This is a genomic window from Pseudomonas sp. GXZC (assembly GCF_026967615.1).
GTDB classification, from domain to species: Bacteria; Pseudomonadota; Gammaproteobacteria; order Pseudomonadales; family Pseudomonadaceae; genus Aquipseudomonas; species Aquipseudomonas azotoformans_A.
In genome coordinates this window covers 704,340-724,873 of the sequence record NZ_CP114115.1, presented here as the reverse complement: position 1 = coordinate 724,873, position 20,534 = coordinate 704,340, and the positions used below count along the sequence as shown (strand labels likewise).

Below are 20,534 nucleotides of genomic sequence, written 5' to 3'. Positions count from 1 at the left end.
GGATGAAACCTAACAAACAACTGTTATTTTGAATTGAAAACCCAATCAAATGTGGGAGCTGGCTTGCCTGCGATGCAGGCACCTCGGTGTATCAGATACCCATGGTGATGCTATCGCAGGCAAGCCAGCTCCCACATTGACCGCGCTTCGACTTGAGGAATCAGTCGAAAGTAATGCCCTGTGCCAGCGGCAACTCAAGCGAGTAGTTCACCGTATTGGTCTGGCGACGCATATACCCGCGCCACGCATCCGAACCCGACTCACGCCCGCCGCCGGTCTCTTTCTCGCCACCAAACGCGCCGCCGATTTCCGCGCCGCTCGGGCCGATGTTGACGTTGGCAATGCCGCAGTCGCTGCCCACCGCCGACATGAACTGCTCGGCTTCACGCACGTCGGTGGTGAAGATGCACGACGACAGGCCTTGAGGCACGGCGTTGTTCAGGCGCAGGGCTTCGTTGAAGTCGTTGTAGCCGATCACATAGAGGATCGGGGCGAAGGTCTCGGTGCACACCACGTCGCTTTGCTCGGGCATTTCCACAATCGCCGGCGAGACGTAGTAGGCATTCGGAAATTTGTCTTCCAGCTGGCGCTTGCCGCCGAACACCTTGCCGCCTTCGCTCAAGGCTTGCTCCAGGGCGTCCTGCATGTTGTCGAAGCCGTGCTTGTCGATCAGCGGGCCGATCAGGTTGCCTTCCAGCGGGTGGCCGATGCGTACTTTGGAATAGGCGGCCTTGAGGCGGGTGACGATTTCCTCTTTCACCGACTCATGGGCGATCAGCCGGCGCAGGGTGGTGCAGCGCTGGCCAGCGGTGCCGACGGCGCTGAACAGGATGGCGCGCACGGCCATGTCCAGGTCGGCACTTGGGCCGAGGATCATCGCGTTGTTGCCGCCCAGCTCCAGGATGCTGCGGGCAAAACGGGCGGCGACTTTCGGTGCCACCTCGCGGCCCATGCGGGTGCTGCCGGTGGCGCTGATCAGCGCGACGCGCGGGTCGTCCACCAGTGCAGCACCGGCGTCGCGGCCGCCGATGATCACTTGGCTCAGGTATTGCGGGGCGCCATCGAATTTTTTCAGCACGCGCTCGAACAATGCCTGGCAGGCGAGCGCAGTGAGCGGGGTCTTTTCCGAGGGTTTCCAGATCACGGCGTTGCCGCACACCAGCGCCAGGGTGGTGTTCCACGCCCACACGGCGACCGGGAAGTTGAACGCGCTGATCACACCAACCACGCCCAGCGGATGCCAGGTTTCACGCATGTGGTGGCCTGGGCGTTCGGAGGCGATGGTCAAGCCGTACAACTGGCGCGACAGGCCAACGGCGAAGTCGCAGATGTCGATCATTTCCTGCACTTCGCCCAGGCCTTCCTGGGTGATCTTGCCGGCTTCCCAGGACACCAGCTCGCCCAGGTCGGCCTTGTATTCGCGCAGCACGTCACCGAACTGGCGCACCAGTTCGCCACGGCGCGGGGCCGGCACTTTGCGCCAGGCTTCGAATGCATGCTCGGCGCGACTGACCTGTTGCTCCACCTCGGCGGCACCTTCCCAGTGCACACTGCCGATACGGCTGCCATCGATCGGCGAATGCACGGGCTGCTTGCCCGACTGGTACAGCGCCGGGTTTACCCCGAGACGATCAAGCAATGCGGCAACCATGGGTCACTCCTTCAATCTATAAACAGAAAAATTGCGCCGCCACCGACACGGCGATCCAGGCCTTATTTGTAGCTGGCCCAAGACTTGCCAACAAACGACGATTAGGCGAGATATCATTCCGTTTATTCATGCAAAGCATAAAAAGAGGCACGCCGTGCTGAACAAAAGACATTTGCCCTCGATCACCGCCCTGCAGTGCTTCGAAGCCGCCACCCGCCACCTGAGCTTCACCCGCGCCGCCGAGGAACTGAACCTCACGCAGAGCGCGGTGAGCAAGCAGGTGGCGCAGTTGGAAGAGCTGCTGCAGCACTTGCTGTTCCGCCGCGTGCGCCGTCGCTTGCAGATGACTCCGGCGGGCGACCTGTACCTCGTGGAAGTGAGAAAAATCCTCACGCAGGTGGAGATGTCCACCCATTACCTGCGCTCCTACGGCGGTGAAACCGAGGTGCTACGAGTGTCCACGCCCTACACCTTCGGCGCGCGCTGGCTGGTGCCGCGCCTCAAGGGCTGGCGGCTGCGTCACCCGCAGATCCACCTGGACCTGTGCAATGAACAGGAACCGGATGAGCTGCTGCAAGGCAAGGCCGACATGGCGTTCTACTTCGGTCAGGGCTCACGCCCCGGCACCGAGAGCCTGAAGTTGTTCAGCGAAGAGCTTGTACCGGTGTGCGCACCCGAGAGTTTGCCCGCGCAGCCCTTCACCGACCCCACGCAACTGAGCAACCTGGTGCTGCTGCAAAACGCCTCACGCCCCCAGGGCTGGCATGACTGGTTCGCCAGCCAGGGTTACCAGACCGAGCACAGCTATCATGGGCCGCGTTTCGACACCTTTTATATGTGCATTCGTGCAGCCCAAGTCGGCTGTGGTGTGGCGCTGCTACCGCGATTCCTGGTGGAAGAGGAACTGGCCGACGGCAAGCTGGTGATCCCCTGGCAGCATGCAATGCCGAGCCAGGATGCCTATTACCTGGCCTACCCCGAGCATTCGGCGGAGGTGCCCAAGGTGCGCGATTTTGTGAAGTGGATGATGGAGCAGGTGGATGCCAACTGAAAAAACACTGGCAAACCGACCCGCGTCTATGCGCCACTAGCCCCCTTCCTTAATTGTGCGTAAAGGTCGGCGCCCATCGCCGACCCGTCTGGAGATTCCCGTTATGAGCGAGAGTGTGTTTGCCGATCGCATCGTGCAGAACTTGCTCGACACCGACTTCTACAAGCTGACCATGATGCAGGCGGTGCTGCACAACTACCCCAACGTGGAAGTTGAATGGGAGTTCCGGTGCCGTAACAGCGAAGACCTGCGCCCGTACCTGGCGGAGATCCGCTACCAGATCGAACGCCTCGCCGAGCTGAGCCTGAGCCCGGACCAGTTGGGTTTCCTGGAGCGCATCAGCTTCATGAAGCCGGACTTTTTGCGCTTTCTCGGGCTGTTCCGCTTCAACCTGCGCTATGTGCAGACCGGTATCGAGAACGGCGAACTGTTCATCCGCCTGCGCGGGCCGTGGCTGCATGTGATCCTGTTTGAAGTGCCGATGCTGGCCATCGTCAGCGAAGTGCGCAACCGCTACCGCTACCAGACCGTGATCCTCGAACAGGCCCGCGAGCAGCTGTACCGCAAGTTCGACTGGCTGACCGCCAATGCCAGCAGCGATGAACTGTCGGAGCTGCAAGTGGCCGACTTTGGCACGCGCCGGCGCTTCTCGTACCGGGTGCAGGAAGAAGTGGTCAGCGTGCTCAAGCACGACTTCCCCGGGCGTTTTGTCGGCACCAGCAACGTGCACCTGGCCCGTGAATTCGATATGAAACCGCTGGGCACCATGGCCCACGAATGGATCATGGCCCACCAGCAACTCGGCCCACGCCTGATCGACAGCCAGATCGCCGCGCTCGACTGCTGGGTCCGCGAATACCGTGGCCTGCTGGGCATCGCCCTGACCGACTGCATCACCACCGACGCATTCCTGGGCGACTTCGACCTGTACTTCGCCAAGCTGTTCGACGGCCTGCGCCATGACTCCGGCGATCCCGTGCAATGGGCAGAAAAAGCCATCGCCCACTACCACAAGCTTGGCATCGAGCCGATGAGCAAGACGTTGGTGTTCTCCGACAGCCTGTCACTGCCCAAGGCCCTGGAGATTTTCCGTGCGCTGCGCGGTCGCATTAATGTGAGCTTTGGCATCGGCACCAACCTGACCTGCGACATTCCAGGTGTGGAACCGATGAGCATCGTGCTTAAAATGACCGCCTGCAATGGCCAGCCCGTCGCGAAGATCTCCGATGAAGCGGGCAAGACCCACTGCACGGACCCGAATTTCGTCGCCTATTTGCGTCATGTTTTCAAAGTACCTGCCATCTCTAGCAAGGAGTGAATCATGCAAGCCGTACAGCGTGAGATTGCTGAACAGCTCAAGGTCCAAGCGCCGTTCCACGACCAGGCCGCCCTTGAGGCCGAGGTTGCCCGCCGCGTGACCTTTATCCAGGACTGCCTGCGCAATTCCGGGCTCAAGACGCTGGTGCTGGGCATCAGCGGTGGCGTCGACTCCCTGACCGCAGGCCTCTTGGCCCAACGCGCGGTGAAAGAGCTGCGTGAGAACAGCGGTGATGAGGCTTACCGCTTTATTGCGGTGCGACTGCCTTACGAAACCCAGTTCGACGAAATCGATGCCACCGCCTCGGTAGATTTTATCGAGCCGGACGAGCGCCACACCGTGAACATCGGACCGGCCGTCAAAGCCCTGGCCAATGAAGTGGCGGCGTTTGAAGGCAAGGCCGCAGTGTCCCGCGATTTCGTGCTGGGCAACACCAAGGCGCGCATGCGCATGGTGGCGCAGTACACCATCGCCGGCGCAGCCGGTGGCCTGGTGATCGGCACCGACCATGCGGCGGAAGCGGTGATGGGCTTTTTCACCAAGTTCGGTGACGGCGCGTGCGACCTGGCACCGTTGAGCGGGCTGGTGAAAAACCAGGTGCGTGCGATTGCGCGGCACTTTGGTGCGCCCGAATCATTGGTGGAGAAGGTGCCGACGGCGGACCTGGAAGACCTGTCGCCGGGCAAGCCGGACGAAGCGTCACACGGCGTGACCTATGCCGAGATCGATGCCTTCCTGCACGGTGAGCCGGTGCGTGAGGACGCGTTCAGGATCATCTGCGACACGTATCGCAAGACCGAGCACAAGCGGGTCATGCCGTTTGCGCCTTGATATGAGCGAGCACAAAAAAAGCGCCTGAACAGGCGCTTTTTTTTCGACAAGAGTCGGCTTACTTCAGGGTCACAGTGCCTTTCATCATCGAGATGTGGCCTGGGAACGAGCAGAAGAATGCGTAGTCAGTCCCGGCGGCCAGCTTCGACACGTCGAAGGTCACCGAGTCTTTCTCGCCGGCACCGATGATCTTGGTGTGGGCGATGATGCGGTCGTCACCCGGCTTCAGGTAGTCCTTGTCGATGCCGGCGGCCATGCCGTCGGTAGCAACCGGCTGCATGTTGGCGGCGCTGGTCAGCACCCAGTTATGACCCATGACGTTTTTCGGCAGGTTGCCGGAGTGGGTCAGCTCAACGGTGAACGTCTTGCAGCTTTTGTCGATTTCAATGGCTTTGGTGTTGAAGGACATTTGGTCGGTGGAGTCGACAGTGACCTTGCACTCTGCAGCAAGCAACTGGCCGCTCGCCAGAGTCAGCAGGGAAACAGCAACGAGTTTGGCAAACATGTGAATCTCCAAGGCAGGGTTTAGAAAACGCGTATTGCGACAAGGGTGCCTGAACCAGGCAGGAATTCTTATGATCTGAATCAACAGATTGTATACAACTTTAGGCTATCAGACTTATCAACACAATCTACCAGCCAAAGTACAACCCCCTGGCTATGATCGGCTCATCACCCATCGGAGTCCGCGCCATGCACCTCAACCAACTGTTCAACGGCCTGCTGGCCGCCTACGCCTGCGGTAAGTGAAGGCCAAGCGCCCCCTGAAGCTGCTACCATGTCGTCCCAAGGCAGCTGCGCGCCGCCACCCTCACCTTCGACCCTAGAGGATCGCCCATGGCCAAACCTAATTACTCCTTCGCCAAACGTCAGAGAGACTTGGCCAAGGAGCAGAAGAAAGAGGAAAAACTGCAACGCAAGAAAGCCGCTGCAGATGAAGAGGCCAATGGGCTGAACGCCGATGTTGATGGTGAAGAAACGAGCGACGAGACCGAAACACCAAAAGATCCGGCTGAATAAATTCCTTTGTGCTGAGCCGGCCTTCCCGGCTCGGCACAATCAACTGTTATTCCAGCGGCATCACCGTCACCCGTACCTCCGGGTCATGGCTCCCTCCTCCCAGAATCACCCCACGCAACGGCGACACATCGGAAAAGTCCCGGCCCCAGGCCAGGGTGATGTGCTCCAGTGCCGGCTGCACATTGTTCGTCGGATCGAAATCCACCCAGCCCGAAACCGGGCAATACACCGAGACCCACGCGTGGGACGCATCGGCGCCGATCAGCCGTGGCTGGCCGGGCGGTGGCTGGGTGAGCAGGTAACCGCTGATATAACGCGCCGCCAGGCCCCGCGAGCGCAGGCAGGCGAGCATCAGGTGAGCGAAGTCCTGGCACACGCCGCGACGGCGCTCCAGCACCTCCACCAGCGGCGTGGCGACTTGGGTGGCTTCGGCATCGAAGGTGAATTCGCTGAAAATCTTTTCCATCAGCGCCTGCACGCCCAATAGCAGCGGTTTGCCGGGGGCAAAACAGCTTTCGGAGAATTCGACGAAGGTTTTCTTCAGGTGTACGTAGGGCGATTCGAAGCGGTAGCGGCAGGCTTCGATCAGCGCATCGGACATCGGTTGACTGCTGTAGGTCAGGCTGTCGCGGGTCTGGTCCCAGGCGGGCGACTGCTGGAAATCCAACGCCGGCCGCGCCAGTACTTCCAAGGTCAGCCCGGCGTTCACCAGCAATTCATCATGCGGCCGCTCGAATGCCAGGCGCGTGATCGGGTTGCCGAACACGTCCAGCTCATCGCGGCGCGAGGTCGGTTCCGGGCTGATATCCAGCTGTTGCGAGCTGCAACGCTGCCAGGCGCACGGCCGTGGCCATAGGTGCGCCAGCTGCTGGGCCAGGGATACCGGACTGTCGTAGTGGTAGTGGGTATCGTGAAAAATCTGGTAGCGCGCACTCATCACACCGACACCGTTTGCTGGCTGACATCATCCACATGGGCAAAGTGACGCAAGGCCAGGCGATCCGACACTTGCCCACTCTCATCGGCCACTGCTTGCAGCAAGTCGGCCAGGCCCTCCAGCGCGGCACGTACGCTGGCTTCGCCGAACAACGGGTTCTCCAGGCAACCCAGGTCGAATCGCGCCAGGCGCTCCACCAAGGGGCCAAGACCGGTTTCCCGAGGCACACCAAAGTCATCATTGAGACGTCGCAGCGTGCGACTCACCAATTTGAGCTGGAACAGCACCGCGTGGGGGTTCTGTTCGTCCAGCAACAGCAAGTCGAGTACCGGGATCAGTTGCGGCACCGCGAGGTAGCGCGAACGGTAGGTGATGCTGCTGTTGCCCAATTCCAGCAACCACTCCAGCCCGGCCTGATCGAACACCGCCACACCGCGCAGGAACGCCGCCAGGCTGCTGCTCAGAAACTGCAGACGCTCGATGCGCCGCCCCATCATCAGGAAACGCCAGCCTTCATCGCGGGTCATGTCGTCCAGGGCAAACCCGGACAGCGCCGCCAGGGACATCACCAGGCGGTTGAGGAAGTCCAGCAACTCGCCAAAATCCGGCGACTCGCTTTCCAGCTCCACGGCTTCGCGCTGCAACTCCACTAGGGCCTGCCAGTTTTCCCGGGACAGCTTGCCGCGCACTTGCGACGCCGCCCACTGCAAGCGTTGCAGGTTGGCGCGCAGGCTCGACGGCCAGTCATCCCCGAGCAGGGCCGCCAGCAGGCGTTCGGGCAATTCGCCCTCCTCCGGCAGCAGGCGCAGGTTTTCGCCCAGCTCGACGGCCGCCTGCAAAGCCAACGGATCGTCGCCATCCACATAGCGCGCCAGCACGATACGCAACCAACGCGCGCTGTCGTCGCAGCGCTCGCAGTAACGACCGAACCAGAACAGGTTTTCCACGACGCGGGACGGTAGATAAGGATCGCGGCGCACCAGATCGTGGGCGCCAATCGTGCGTTGCGCGCGCCACTGCTCATTACCCGGCGCACGTTCGCCAAGCACCCAGGTGTCCTTGCTGGCGCCGCCGCGTTGCATCGACACCACTTCGGCGTCGGCTTCGGCCGCCACGCGTGTCAGGCCGCCGGGCAATACGCGGTAACCGTCGTCACTGGCCACGGCGTACACGCGCATGCCGATGGCGCGGTGTTGCAAATGATCGTCCACGGTGTGCCACACCGGCGCCTGGGACAATTGAGCCAGCTCCTGGGCGACGTAGGCATAAGGCCGCGCGCGCATGCGTTCGGCCAGGGCCTGGCGCTGTTCGTCGTTGAGGTCGCGGCCGAATACCGGCGCGAAACTCTGGGACGGGAACGCGGGTTTGATCAGCAGTTCCGGCAACTTCTCCAGCGCTTCGGCCAGTACCGGCGCTTCGCCGCACCACCAGGTGGCGATGGACGGCAGGATCAGTGCTTCGCCGAACAGGAACTCGTTGATCTTCGGCAAAAAGCCCAGCAATCCAGGGGACTCCAGCACGCCGCTGCCCAGAGCATTGGCGACCAGCACGTTGCCCTGGCGCACGGCGTCCAGCAACCCCGGTACGCCGAGGGCCGAGTCGGTGCGCAGCTCCAGCGGGTCGCAGAAATCATCGTCGAGACGACGCATGATCGCGTGCACCCGGCGCAGGCCGCTGAGGGTTTTCAGGAATACGGTGCTGTCGCGCACGGTGAGGTCGCCGCCCTCCACCAGCGGGTAGCCCAACTGACGGGCGAGGTAGAGGTGCTCGAAGTAACTTTCATTGAACCGGCCAGGCGTGAGCAGCACGATCAGCGGCGGCTGGTCATCACCTGGGGCTTGGCGGGCCAGGGTTTCCTGCAAGGTGCGGAAGAATCCGGTGAGGTGCTGCACCTGCAAGTCACGGTAAAGATCCGGGAAGGCGCGGGATACGATGGTGCGGTTTTCCAGCGCATAGCCGGCACCGGATGGCGCCTGGGTACGGTCGGCGGTGACCCACCAGCGGCCATCCGGCGTGCGCGCTAGGTCCACGGCGTACAGGTGCAGGAACGCACCGTCCGGCGGCTGGATGCCCTGGCACGGCCACAGAAAATTGTTATGCCCGAACACCAGCTCCGCCGGCAGCAAACCCTCCTTGATCAGACGCTGCGGGCCGTACAGATCCGCCAGCACGGCATTGAGTAGCCGTGCGCGCTGGGCGATACCGGCCGACAGATGCTGCCATTCATCAGCCGCCAGCACATGGGGCAGCAGGTCCAGCTCCCACGGCCGGTCGGCGCCCTTGGGGTCGGCGTAGACGTTATAGGTCACGCCGTTTTCCTGGATCTGCCGGGTCAGCAATGCCTGACGCTGGGCCAATTGCGCGGGCGTGCTGCGCTGCAGGTGGTCCAGCAGGCGCCGCCAATGGGCACGCACTGCGCCGCTGTCATCCAGCAGTTCGTGATAAGTGCCCGCGGTCAGCGGGTAACGGTCGAGCAAGTCGGACATGGAACGCTCGGCAGAGGCAAGGGGGCTCAGATTAACTCAACAAACACTGCAAATCCCCTGTAGGCCCCGGCTTTTGTGGTGAGCGGGCTTGCCCCGCGCGAGGCAAGCTCGCTCACCACAAAAGCTCACGCCCACAGAGGGATCGCGTTCAGTCATTTTTATGGGGGAAGCGGCGCAGATCCAGGGTCATCGGCAGTTCATCGTTCACGACCACGCTCGGCACGTCGAGCTTCCCTGGGCTATGCCCCAACCGGAAAAACCGCGCCATGCGCCGGCTCTCTGCCTCATTGGCATTCACCGGCAAGCTGTCGTAGTTGCGCCCACCCGGATGGGCGACGTGATACTGGCAGCCGCCCAGCGAACGCTGCATCCAGGTGTCCAGCAGATCGAACACCAGCGGCGCATGCACCGGGATGGTCGGTTGCAGGCAGTTGGCCGGCTGCCAGGCGCGGTAACGCACGCCAGCGACGAACTCACCGACTCGCCCGGTGGCTTGCAGCGGCACCGGGATGCCGTTGCAGGTCAGCAGGTAGCGCTGCGGGGGCAGCCCGGTCAACTTGACTTGCAGGCGCTCAAGGGACGAATCCACGTAACGCACCGTGCCGCCCACCGCACCCTCTTCGCCCAGTACGTGCCAAGGTTCCAAGGCCTGGCGCAGCTCCAGTTCGATCCCGCTGACGGCGTAGTCACCCACTTTGGGGAAACGGAACTCCAGGTGCGCGGCAAACCACTCGGCGCGCAACGGATAACCGGCGGCGTTGAGCTCAACGATCACATCGGCAAAATCTTGCTCGATGAAATGCGGCAACAGGAAACGGTCGTGCAGCTCCGTGCCCCAACGTGCCAGCTTCGGCGGCGCGTAGGGTTCGCGCCAGAAACGCGCGACCAGCGCCCGCAGCAGCAATTGCTGGGTCAGGCTCATGCGGGCGTGGGGCGGCATTTCAAATGCGCGCAGCTCCAACAGGCCGAGGCGGCCGGTGGCGCCGTCCGGCGAGTAGAGTTTGTCGATGCAGAATTCGGCACGGTGAGTGTTGCCGGTCACGTCGATCAGCAGGTTGCGCAGCAGGCGGTCCACCAACCACGGCGGGCATTCTTCGCCGGGCTCTGGCATTTGTGCGAAGGCGATTTCCAGCTCGTACAACGCGTCGTTGCGCGCCTCGTCCACCCGTGGTGCCTGGGAAGTCGGGCCGATGAACAGGCCGGAAAACAGGTAGGAAAGCGAGGGGTGGTTGTGCCAGTAGCTGATCAGACTGCGCAGCAGATCGGGGCGGCGCAGGAACGGTGAGTCCTTGGGCGTCGCGCCGCCCAGCACAAAGTGGTTACCGCCGCCGGTGCCGGTGTGGCGCCCGTCGATCATGAATTTTTCGGTGGTCAAGCGCGTCTGCCGCGCCTCTTCGTAGAGGAATTCGGTGCGTTCCACCAATTCGTCCCAAGTGGCGGACGGCTGCACGTTGACCTCGATCACACCTGGGTCCGGCGTCACGCGGAAGTTGCTCAGGCGTGTATCGGCGGGTGGTTCATAGCCTTCCAGCAATACCGGGCAATGCAGCTCTTCAGCGGTGGCTTCGATGGCGGCCACCAGCTCCAGATAGTCTTCAACACGCTCCACGGGCGGCATGAACAGATAGAGGCGCCCTTCCCGTGCTTCGGCGCACAGGGCGGTGCGGGTCAGCCAGTCGGCGGACTCGTTCACCAAGGGCACACGCTCATCGTTCTGCGCGGGCTCATCGTGGCTTTGCAGCTGCGCGGTGGACGGCAGCTCCGGCTGATCCTGGTTCGGGTCAGTCGGGTGCACAAACGGGTACTCCGCCGCCGTCACCCACGGCTGCGAGGCCAATGGCAGGCGATAGCCCAACGGCGAATCCCCCGGCACCAGGCGGCAGTGGTTGTCACGCAGGTACCAGCGCCCACTCTGCCAACGGTCATTGGCCGCCGTGCGCGCCAACGGCAGCACTTGGCCGATGACTTTATCCAGGCCCTGGCTGAACACCTTGCGCAGGCGTTCGCGCTCCAAGTCGTCGCTCAGGCGCGGGTCTTGGGCGGTGACGTTCTGCGGCAGCGCGCCTTCGCGCCACAGGTAGTAGAAATTGTCTTCGAAGGCCGGGAACACAAAGCGCGCCGGCAACTTGAGGCGCTCTGCGACGCTGGCCAGGAAACGCCCGGCCAGCGCGCCATCCACGCCGTAGTCCTCTTGCTCATCGGCAATCAACGCGCTGTTGTGCCAGATCGGCACACCGTCGCGGCGCCAGTAGCAATTGAGCGACCAACGCGGCAATTGCTCGCCGGGGTACCACTTGCCTTGGCCGAAGTGCACCAAACCCTTCGGAGCGTAGTGCTTGCGCATTCGCTGGAACAGCTCGGCGGACAGTCGGCGCTTGTCCGGGCCGAGGGCGGCGGTGTTCCATTCGGCGCCGTCGGGATCGTCGATGGAGACGAAGGTGGGCTCGCCGCCCATGGTCAGGCGTACGTCGTCCTTGAGCAGGTCGCCATCAATCTGACGACCCAGGGCCTGGATCGCCAGCCATTGTTCTTCGGTGTAGGGCTTGGTGACGCGCGGCGCTTCCCAGATCCGCTCAACTGACATTTCGTGGGTGAATTCACACTCGCAAGGCTCCACCAGCCCACTGATCGGTGCGGCGGACGATGGATCGGGACTACACGCCAACGGAATATGGCCTTCACCGGCGAACAACCCGGAGGTAGCGTCCAGGCCGATCCAGCCGGCGCCGGGCAAATACACTTCGCACCAGGCGTGCAGGTCGGTGAAATCCACTTCCGTGCCGGAGGGGCCATCGAGGGCTTTGACGTCAGCAGTGAGTTGGATCAGGTAGCCGGACACAAACCGCGCCGCCAGCCCCAGGTTGCGCAGGATCTGCACCAGCAACCAAGCCGAGTCGCGGCATGAACCGGAGGCGTTTTCCAGAGTGAACTCAGGCGTTTGCACACCCGGTTCCATGCGAATCAAGTAGCCGATATCAGCCGCCAGGCGCTGGTTGAGGCCCACCAAAAAGTCCACGGCCGGCAGCGGCGTGCGGTCGATGCCCGCCAGGTACGCGGCGAACCGGGGCGTGAGCGGCAGGGTTTCCAGGTACGGCGCCAGCTCACGCTGCTCGTCGGCGGCGTAGCTGAAGGGGATTTTCTCGGCGTAGGGTTCGAGGAAAAAGTCGAAGGGGTTGAATACGGCCATCTCAGCGACCAGGTCGACTTCGATGCGCAGCTCGTCAGTCTTTTCCGGGAACACCAACCGCGCCAGGTAATTGCCCTGGGGGTCCTGCTGCCAGTTGATGAAATGCTGCTCGGGCAGCACTTTCAGCGCATAGGACAGAATCCGCGTGCGGCTATGGGCCGCCGGGCGCAAGCGCACGATCTGTGGGCCAAGTTCGACAGCGCGGTCGTAGCGGTAATGCGTAACGTGGTGCAACGCGACATGAATCGACACGGCGGCCTCCTGCGAGCCAGGGCATGGAAACAAAGCGCGCAAGACTTATGCCAGAGCGGCGGTCATTGCGCTTTATCGTAAGACCCGGTGCAGTACAGCACCAAAACAGCGCCAACGGCGGTGCCATGGTGCAAGTGACGCACATATTTGTGGCGTCGGTGTGAAGGTGGGTGGGGAATCTACCCAGTCAGGCCGACTTGGCCGCCTCACGCACGCGACGCACCTCAACCAGTTTCCTCACCATCGAACGATAGCCCTTGCCGTTGAGCAGCAACAACCCGAGCAAGGGCCAGAACAGGCTTTCACTGTAGATAAACCAGTGCGGGCGGTATTGCAGCGTCGGCAATACCACCAGCAAACACAGCACAAAAAAGCCCACCATGCCCCACACCGCCCAGGCGTGACCGCGCACCACCAGGAAGTTGCTGTTGACCACGAACAATGCGGCAAAAATCACCACACACCAGGACACCGTGGCATTGGTGCCCATGGGCACGTCGGCAAAATAGGTGCTGGCCGCCAGGGAAATAGCACCGGAACCACCGAGGCAACCGGCGAGAATCACGCCGATGAACGAGGGAAAATGCTCCAGCAAAAAGGGTTTCAGGGACGGTGCGCCACTCATCACTCAAGCTCCTCATACAAGCCTATCGCCAGGGTCTTGAGCTGGCCCGGGTTATCCGAACGCGCCAGGCCCCAGACACTCAGCCCTGCACTGAAGGCATCGCCGATCTGCACGATGGTGGCGTGCTTGAGCTGGGTATGGCTGAAGCGCTTGGGCAAGTCGCCGCGCAGTTGCAGCAGTTTGCGCATCTTGGTCGACATCTGCGGATCGGCGATTTTCAGCAATTCCTTGGTCAGTTTTTCCCGCTCCTGACCGTTGAGCCCCTTGAGCACTTGGCGCAAGGATTTACCGGTGGATGCACGCGCCACGTTGACCAGCTTGACCGTAGTCAATGCCGAGGCGCCCACACCCACCAAAGCGGCGCCGTCCATGATCTTGGTCGCGTTCTGGTACCACTCTTCGCTGTCCAGATAGTCGTTCATGCCTGGGTTGACGATCTCATTGCGGGTCCGAAACGCGCCCATCAGGCAGGACGCTGTACTCGCGGTGGCACTGGTGTAGCCAATCACAGTGATCACCGAGCTGGCGCCACCGGTAAACGGCACCGCGATGGTGCCACTGAGCATCACCAGCCAGCCCAGCACCGCGCCACCGCAGGATAAGGTGGTGTTGAAGGCTTCGCTGATCAGCCGCGACTCGCGCGGATTATTCATCACCTGATCGGCGAACTGCGCAGGTGCTACGTATTTTTGCGCTTCGCGCACGATGATGCGTTTGGGCTGGATGCTGCAAATCGGCTTGAATTCGCGAAGGGTGACAACGTTGAAGTCGGCGTCGATATACACCACACCTGCACCGACGATGTTGGGGTCGGCGTCGATGGCGGCAAATATACGCGGCAGGTTCAGTTGGCTTTCGATGCGCTGGCGCGCCATGAACTGTGAGCGGTTGGAATCCATGCCGATGCCGGCCAGGGGGTTAGCCATGTTTTTCTTCCTTGAACTGAATGGGCGCCACCTTAACAAACCACCCACCCAGCGCCTAGAAAGCAAAACGCCAGCACAAGGCTGGCGTTTTGCATGTTCAGGCTGCGATCAACGCGGCACCACCGGCTTGCGCGCAGGCTTGCCGCCCTTGCCCTTGGCCGCATCGCTGCGCTCCTTGGCGGCTTGCTTGTTGCGCGCCTGGGCGGCGGCCTTGGCTTGCTCGCGCTTGTCCCACGGGTTGCTGCCGTCGCTGCCGCGAGGAGGCAAACCGGTGTGCTGAGTGAGGATCTTGGTGGTGGTTTCCTTCGCGACCTTATGGCTACCGGCCGGCGTCGAGTTCTTGCGACGCGCGCTCTGGTAGCTGTCGGTGCTCGGCTGGTGCAGCGGGATCAACTGGTCCTTGCCTGGCCCGATCAAGTCGGCACGGCCCATGCGGGTCAGTGCTTCACGCAGCATTGGCCAGCCTTTCGGGTCGTGGTAACGCAGGAACGCCTTGTGCAGACGGCGCTGGTCTTCGCTCTTGACGATGGTCACCGCGTCGCTCTTGTAGGTGACCTTGCGCAGCGGGTTCTTGCCCGAGTGGTACATCGCGGTGGCGGTGGCCATCGGCGACGGGTAGAACGCCTGCACCTGGTCGGCACGGAAGCCGTTGCCCTTGAGCCACAGGGCCAGGTTCATCATGTCTTCATCGGTGGTGCCGGGGTGGGCGGCGATGAAGTAAGGAATCAGGTACTGCTCCTTGCCCGCTTCCTTGGTGTACTTCTCGAACATGCGCTTGAACTTGTCATAGCTGCCAATGCCCGGCTTCATCATCTGGTTGAGCGGACCTTCCTCGGTGTGTTCCGGGGCGATCTTGAGGTAGCCACCGACGTGGTGGGTGACCAGCTCTTTCACATACTCAGGCGACTCGACGGCCAAGTCATAGCGCAGGCCGGAGGCGATCAGGATCTTCTTCACACCCGGCAACGCACGGGCGCTGCGGTACAGTTGGATCAACGACGAGTGATCGGTGTTCAGGTTCGGGCAGATACCAGGGAACACGCACGACGGCTTGCGGCACGCGGATTCGATTTCCGGGCTCTTGCAGGCGATGCGGTACATGTTCGCGGTCGGGCCGCCGAGGTCGGAGATCACGCCGGTAAAGCCCGGCACTTTGTCGCGGATCTCTTCGATCTCGCGGATGATCGACTCTTCGGAGCGGTTCTGGATGATGCGGCCCTCGTGCTCGGTGATTGAGCAGAAGGTGCAGCCGCCAAAGCAGCCACGCATGATGTTCACCGAGAAACGGATCATGTCGTAGGCCGGGATCTTTTCCTTGCCATACGCCGGATGCGGGACGCGGGCGTAAGGCATGCCGAACACGTAGTCCATTTCTTCGGTGGTCATGGGAATGGGCGGCGGGTTGAACCACACATCCACTTCACCGTGCTTCTGCACCAGCGCACGGGCGTTGCCTGGGTTGGTTTCCAGGTGCAACACGCGGTTGGCGTGGGCGTAGAGCACCGCATCGCCACGGACTTTCTCCACCGACGGCAGGCGGATCACGGTCTTGTCGCGGGTCATGCGCGGGCTGGCCAGGATCTGTACGACCTTGGCCTCTTCTGGGTCATCCACCGGACCTTTTTCCTGCTCGATGGCGCAGGCCTGGGTGTCCTGGGTATTCACGTACGGGTTGATGATCTTGTCGATCTTGCCCGGACGGTCGATACGCGTGGAGTCCACTTCGTACCAGCCCACTGGCGTGTCACGCCGAATGAACGCGGTGCCGCGCACGTCGGTAATGTCTTCGATCTTGTGGCCCCACGACAGGCGCTGGGCAACCTCGACAATCGCACGCTCGGCGTTGCCGTACAGCAGGATGTCGGCGGTGGCGTCGATCAGGATCGAGTTGCGCACGCGGTCCTGCCAGTAGTCGTAGTGGGCGATGCGACGCAGGGAGGCTTCGATGCCGCCGAGTACGATCGGCACGTTCTTGTAGGCTTCCTTGCAACGCTGGCTGTACACCAGGCTGGCGCGGTCCGGGCGTTTGCCGGCCATGCCGCCAGGGGTGTAGGCGTCGTCGGAACGGATTTTCTTGTCGGCGGTGTAGCGGTTGATCATCGAGTCCATGTTGCCGGCCGCGACGCCGAAGAACAGGTTCGGCTCGCCGAGCTTCATGAAGTCGTCTTTGGACTGCCAGTTCGGCTGGGCAATGATCCCGACGCGAAAGCCCTGGGACTCCAGCAGCCGGCCGATGATTGCCATGCCGAACGACGGATGGTCAACGTACGCATCACCGGTGACGATGATGATGTCGCAGGAATCCCAGCCAAGCTGATCCATCTCCTCCCTGCTCATCGGCAGGAATGGCGCTGGACCGAAACATTCGGCCCAGTACTTGGGATAGTCAAATAACGGCTTGGCTGTTTGCATGACGGTGACCGGTGTTGAGATGGAAAATCGCGGGCGCGGAATATAGCACAAATTTTGACCAATTCCGACGGTAATGGTCGGAATTGAGCAGACGGGTTATTCGTCGTCGTCGAAGTTGTAGCTGCCCGGCGCGAGGTTCTCGAAGCGGGTGTACTTACCGATGAAGGCCAGGCGGATAAAACCGATGGGGCCGTTCCGCTGCTTGCCGATGATGATCTCGGCGATGCCCTTGTGCTCGGTCTCGGGGTGGTACACCTCGTCGCGGTACACGAACATGATGACGTCGGCGTCCTGCTCGATCGCTCCGGATTCCCGCAAGTCGGAGTTCACCGGGCGCTTGTTGGGACGTTGTTCCAGGGAACGGTTGAGCTGGGACAGCGCCACCACCGGGCAGTTGAATTCCTTGGCCAGGGCTTTCAAGGACCGGGAGATCTCGGAAATCTCGTTGGTCCGGCTGTCACCGCTGGAGCCCGGGATCTGCATCAACTGCAGGTAGTCGATCATGATCAGTGCGATGTCACCGTGTTCACGCACCAGGCGGCGGGTACGTGCGCGCATCTCCGAGGGGCTGATACCCGCGGTGTCGTCGATGAACAGTTTGCGGTCATTGAGCAGGTTGACCGCCGAGGTCAGGCGCGGCCAGTCGTCGTCTTCCAGCTGGCCGGAACGCACCTTGGTCTGATCGATACGGCCCAGGGACGAGAGCATCCGCATGATCAGCGATTCACCTGGCATCTCGAGGGAGTACACCAGGACGGTCTTGTCGCTGCGCAACACGGCGTTTTCCACCAGGTTCATCGCGAAGGTGGTCTTACCCATGGAGGGACGACCGGCGACGATGATCAAGTCGGACGGCTGCAGGCCGCTGGTCTTCTCGTCCAGGTCCGCATAACCGGTAGAAATACCGGTGATGGCCGCGTCGGTGTTGAACAGGGTGTCGATACGGTCGATGGCCTTGGTCAACAGCTCGTTGACGCCCACCGGGCCGCCGGTTTTCGGGCGGGCCTCGGCGATCTGGAAGATCTGGCGCTCGGCTTCGTCGAGGATTTCTTCGGCGGTACGCCCTTCCGGGTTGAAGGCGCTGTCGGCGATCTCTGTGCTGATGCCGATCAGTTGCCGCAGCGTGGCCCGCTGGCGGACGATCTGGGCATACGCCTTGATGTTGGCGACGGACGGCGTGTTTTTCGCCAGCTCGCCGAGGTAGCCGAGGCCGCCGACCTGGGAGGTCTGGCCTTCCTTGTCCAGCTGCTCGGCCAGGGTCACCACGTCGATCGGTGAGTTCTGGTCGGCCAGTTTGGCGATGGCGCGGAAGATCAGGCGGTGGTCATGGCGATAGAAGTCACCGTCCGAGACTTGATCCAGCACGCGTTCCCAGGCGTTGTTGTCCAGCATCAAACCACCGAGCACAGCCTGTTCGGCCTCGATGGAATGCGGCGGCACCTTCAGGGCAGCGGTTTGCAGATCGTATTGCTCAGGAGCTGAAATATCGTTCATGGCCACTTGGAATTAGGGGTGTGTAGAAAAACAAAAGGCACGACCTGTAAACAGGATCGTGCCCGATGTTAACTGCCTGGCACGCGAGGTGCCAGTCAGTTAGGTATTGCTTAAGCTGCTACCACGACAACGCGTACGGTGGCTTCAACTTCGGCGTGCAGGTGCACGGCTACGTCGAATTCGCCTACGTTGCGGATGGTGCCGTTCGGCAGACGAACTTCGCTCTTCTGCACTTCAACGCCGGAGGCGGTCAGTGCATCAGCGATGTCGTGGGTGCCGATCGAACCGAACAGCTTGCCTTCGTCACCGGCGGTGGCAGTGATAGTCACTTCCAGCTCAGCCAGTTGGGCAGCGCGAGTTTCGGCCGAAGCTTTTTTGTCTGCTGCTGCTTTTTCCAGCTCAGCACGACGCTCTTCAAACGCAGCCAGGTTGGCAGCGGTTGCAGCGGTGGCTTTGCCGTATGGCAGCAGGTAGTTACGACCGTAACCGGCCTTAACGTTCACTTTGTCGCCCAGGTTGCCCAGGTTGGCGACTTTTTCCAGAAGGATCAGTTGCATGTGAAAATCCTCTAACTTTTAACCTTCACCGTTCGCGTTATCGGCGTCTTTCGGCGCCAGACGACCGCGAAAATCAATCAGGCCGTCGACAATGGCCAAAACCACGAGTAACGGATAGATCAGTTGCATGAACACCAGCATCGTTACGTACATCCCCACCAGCCAGAACTTGGCCAGGCGCTTCTGCGCGACCAGCCCGTGAATCAGGGCCAGTCCGGAAAACACCAGCGGTACGCTGCAAAACAGCACTAGCAAGGTGGCTTGTGAACCGAAGTACGGTCCGACCATCATGAGTGCCAGCAGCAACATCGCCGGGCCCACGGGGATTCTGATACTGCGAAACTCGCGACCAAAACCACCCGGGTTGTACAACAACGCCTGCCAATATCGCCCAAGCATCAGGCTCAGCAAACTGACGATCTGCATCATTACCGCCATCAGGCCGATCAGGGCCGGTGCAATCAGTGTTGCCAGTCGCGCTCGCTCTTCTACCGACAGCTGCTGGTAGAGTTCCCCGAGGGCCATCGGCAGGATCTTGGCGATCTCTTGCGACAGTACCTCGATTTGCGGGCGGAAAGCCGCGTCAATCAACACCGAAAACACCAACCCCAATGCCACGCTGACCAGCAGCGTGCGGACCCAGGACTCACTTGCGCGCAAAACCAACGCAAGGCTCGACGACCCCAGCAGCACCAGAAGCACTTTGGGTTCGCCCAGTTGCAGCCACCAGATCAAGGCAGCCACGACTCCCAGGGCCAGGATGCCAACGGCATCCTGCAAACCGCGCCGCAGGAGCACAAGGCATCCCGCGGCGGCAGCCAACCAATACAACAACGGCAATGCTGCACATCCAGCCACTACGAGAGTGGCCTGCACACGACCGCGCATGATGAACTCAGCTAAGGCGCGCATGCATTCAATCCCTTACTACTTGTCGACTGCCCGGTCTCAGCGGCCGTGGCTGTCGGTGTAGGCCAGCAGGGCCAGGAAGCGGGCGCGCTTGATAGCGGTGGCCAGCTGACGCTGATAACGTGCTTTGGTACCGGTGATACGGCTTGGAACGATTTTGCCGGTCTCGGATACGTAGGCTTTCAGAGTGTTGAGATCTTTGTAATCGATCTCTTTCACGTCTTCAGCGGTGAAGCGGCAGAATTTACGACGACGGAAGAAACGTGCCATTTGATAGGCTCCTTAAAAGGTCCGTGGATTACTCGTCAGCGTTATCGCTGTTGTCGCTGTCATCACTATCAGCGCTATCAGCGCCTTCGTGCTCAGGACGGTCGCGACGCTCACGGCGCTCACTGCGGTTTTCTTCAGCCTTGAGCATCTCGGATTGGCCGGTAACGGCTTCTTCGCGACGGATGACCAGGTTACGGATCACAGCATCGTTGTAGCGGAAGTTGTCTTCCAGCTCGGCCAGGGCCTTGCCAGTGCACTCAACGTTCAGCATCACGTAGTGAGCCTTGTGAACATTGTTGATTGCGTAGGCCAGTTGACGACGGCCCCAATCTTCCAGACGGTGGATTTTGCCGCCGTCTTCTTCGATCAGCTTGGTGTAACGCTCAACCATGCCGCCGACTTGCTCGCTTTGATCCGGGTGGACCAAAAAGATGATTTCGTAATGACGCATGAATGCTCCTTACGGGTTGTAGCCTGCCGCTCAAAAACGGTCAGACAAGGAGTGAATGACACTTATGGATCTTGCCGCAGGGAGGCACATCGGCGCCCGCCAGGAAGGCAAGGGGCGCAATTGTAGAGAAGGGGGAGGAAGCGTGCAAGGTGATTGG

The 20,534-nt window shown here is 61.4% G+C and carries 17 protein-coding genes; 4 read left to right on the top strand and 13 right to left on the bottom strand.

The window, feature by feature from the left end; genetic code table 11:
- Window positions 1-160: 160 nt before the first annotated feature.
- Window positions 161-1,651, bottom strand: coding sequence for an L-piperidine-6-carboxylate dehydrogenase (gene amaB / locus OZ428_RS03390; protein ID WP_269132699.1), 1,491 nt, complete (start codon window positions 1,649-1,651; stop codon window positions 161-163).
- A gap of 154 nt (window positions 1,652-1,805) precedes the next feature.
- Here amaB and OZ428_RS03385 point away from each other — a divergent pair, with 154 nt between their 5' ends.
- The 3 genes from OZ428_RS03385 to nadE all read left to right on the top strand — a co-directional run bounded on the left by OZ428_RS03385 (window position 1,806) and on the right by nadE (window position 4,851).
- Window positions 1,806-2,702, top strand: coding sequence for a LysR family transcriptional regulator (locus OZ428_RS03385; RefSeq protein WP_269132698.1), 897 nt, complete (start codon window positions 1,806-1,808; stop codon window positions 2,700-2,702).
- A 103-nt stretch (window positions 2,703-2,805) separates the two neighbouring features.
- Window positions 2,806-4,020, top strand: a complete 1,215-nt coding sequence (gene pncB / locus OZ428_RS03380; protein WP_012721934.1) for a nicotinate phosphoribosyltransferase — start codon at window positions 2,806-2,808, stop codon at window positions 4,018-4,020.
- Between the two features lie 3 nt (window positions 4,021-4,023).
- On the top strand, window positions 4,024-4,851 hold the full coding sequence (nadE, locus tag OZ428_RS03375; RefSeq protein ID WP_269132697.1) for an ammonia-dependent NAD(+) synthetase: 828 nt from the start codon (window positions 4,024-4,026) through the stop codon (window positions 4,849-4,851).
- A gap of 58 nt (window positions 4,852-4,909) precedes the next feature.
- On the opposite strand, the gene azu is transcribed toward nadE, so the two are convergent.
- Window positions 4,910-5,356 (bottom strand): azurin, encoded by a 447-nt coding sequence (gene azu, locus OZ428_RS03370; RefSeq protein ID WP_033897397.1) that lies wholly within the window; start codon window positions 5,354-5,356, stop codon window positions 4,910-4,912.
- 332 nt (window positions 5,357-5,688) lie between these two features.
- Between azu and OZ428_RS03365 the strand changes: the two genes are divergently transcribed.
- On the top strand, window positions 5,689-5,871 hold the full coding sequence (locus tag OZ428_RS03365) for a hypothetical protein (protein ID WP_033897398.1): 183 nt from the start codon (window positions 5,689-5,691) through the stop codon (window positions 5,869-5,871).
- A gap of 46 nt (window positions 5,872-5,917) precedes the next feature.
- Here the strand turns inward: OZ428_RS03365 and OZ428_RS03360 are convergent, their stop codons facing one another.
- The 11 genes from OZ428_RS03360 to rpsF all read right to left on the bottom strand — a co-directional run bounded on the left by OZ428_RS03360 (window position 5,918) and on the right by rpsF (window position 20,377).
- Window positions 5,918-6,808, bottom strand: coding sequence for a transglutaminase family protein (locus OZ428_RS03360; protein ID WP_269132696.1), 891 nt, complete (start codon window positions 6,806-6,808; stop codon window positions 5,918-5,920).
- Window positions 6,808-9,294 (bottom strand): circularly permuted type 2 ATP-grasp protein, encoded by a 2,487-nt coding sequence (locus OZ428_RS03355; protein ID WP_269132695.1) that lies wholly within the window; start codon window positions 9,292-9,294, stop codon window positions 6,808-6,810. Before OZ428_RS03355 ends, OZ428_RS03360 begins: the two co-directional genes overlap by 1 nt.
- 148 nt (window positions 9,295-9,442) lie before the next feature.
- Window positions 9,443-12,733, bottom strand: coding sequence for a transglutaminase family protein (locus OZ428_RS03350; protein WP_269132694.1), 3,291 nt, complete (start codon window positions 12,731-12,733; stop codon window positions 9,443-9,445).
- 187 nt (window positions 12,734-12,920) lie between these two features.
- A complete protein-coding gene (locus OZ428_RS03345; protein ID WP_269132693.1) occupies window positions 12,921-13,358 on the bottom strand; it encodes a hypothetical protein in 438 nt (145 codons plus the stop codon).
- Complete coding sequence (locus OZ428_RS03340; protein ID WP_269132692.1) at window positions 13,358-14,284, bottom strand: NAD synthetase; 927 nt, start codon at window positions 14,282-14,284, stop codon at window positions 13,358-13,360. The genes OZ428_RS03345 and OZ428_RS03340 overlap by 1 nt, the downstream gene beginning before the upstream one ends.
- Window positions 14,285-14,392: 108 nt before the next feature.
- A complete protein-coding gene (locus OZ428_RS03335) occupies window positions 14,393-16,696 on the bottom strand; it encodes a YgiQ family radical SAM protein (protein ID WP_038851243.1) in 2,304 nt (767 codons plus the stop codon).
- Between the two features lie 96 nt (window positions 16,697-16,792).
- Window positions 16,793-18,190: a replicative DNA helicase gene (dnaB, locus tag OZ428_RS03330; protein ID WP_016976916.1), complete on the bottom strand. Its 1,398-nt coding sequence runs from the start codon at window positions 18,188-18,190 to the stop codon at window positions 16,793-16,795.
- Window positions 18,191-18,300: 110 nt separating this feature from the next.
- Window positions 18,301-18,747 (bottom strand): 50S ribosomal protein L9, encoded by a 447-nt coding sequence (rplI, locus tag OZ428_RS03325; RefSeq protein WP_003171376.1) that lies wholly within the window; start codon window positions 18,745-18,747, stop codon window positions 18,301-18,303.
- Window positions 18,748-18,765: 18 nt separating this feature from the next.
- A complete protein-coding gene (locus OZ428_RS03320) occupies window positions 18,766-19,659 on the bottom strand; it encodes a hypothetical protein (RefSeq protein ID WP_269132691.1) in 894 nt (297 codons plus the stop codon).
- Window positions 19,660-19,695: 36 nt separating this feature from the next.
- A complete protein-coding gene (gene rpsR, locus OZ428_RS03315) occupies window positions 19,696-19,926 on the bottom strand; it encodes a 30S ribosomal protein S18 (RefSeq protein WP_002551829.1) in 231 nt (76 codons plus the stop codon).
- Between the two features lie 28 nt (window positions 19,927-19,954).
- Window positions 19,955-20,377 carry a 30S ribosomal protein S6 gene (rpsF, locus tag OZ428_RS03310; protein WP_003236224.1) on the bottom strand — a complete coding sequence of 141 codons (423 nt, stop codon included), beginning with the start codon at window positions 20,375-20,377 and terminating at the stop codon, window positions 19,955-19,957.
- Window positions 20,378-20,534 lie beyond the last annotated feature (157 nt).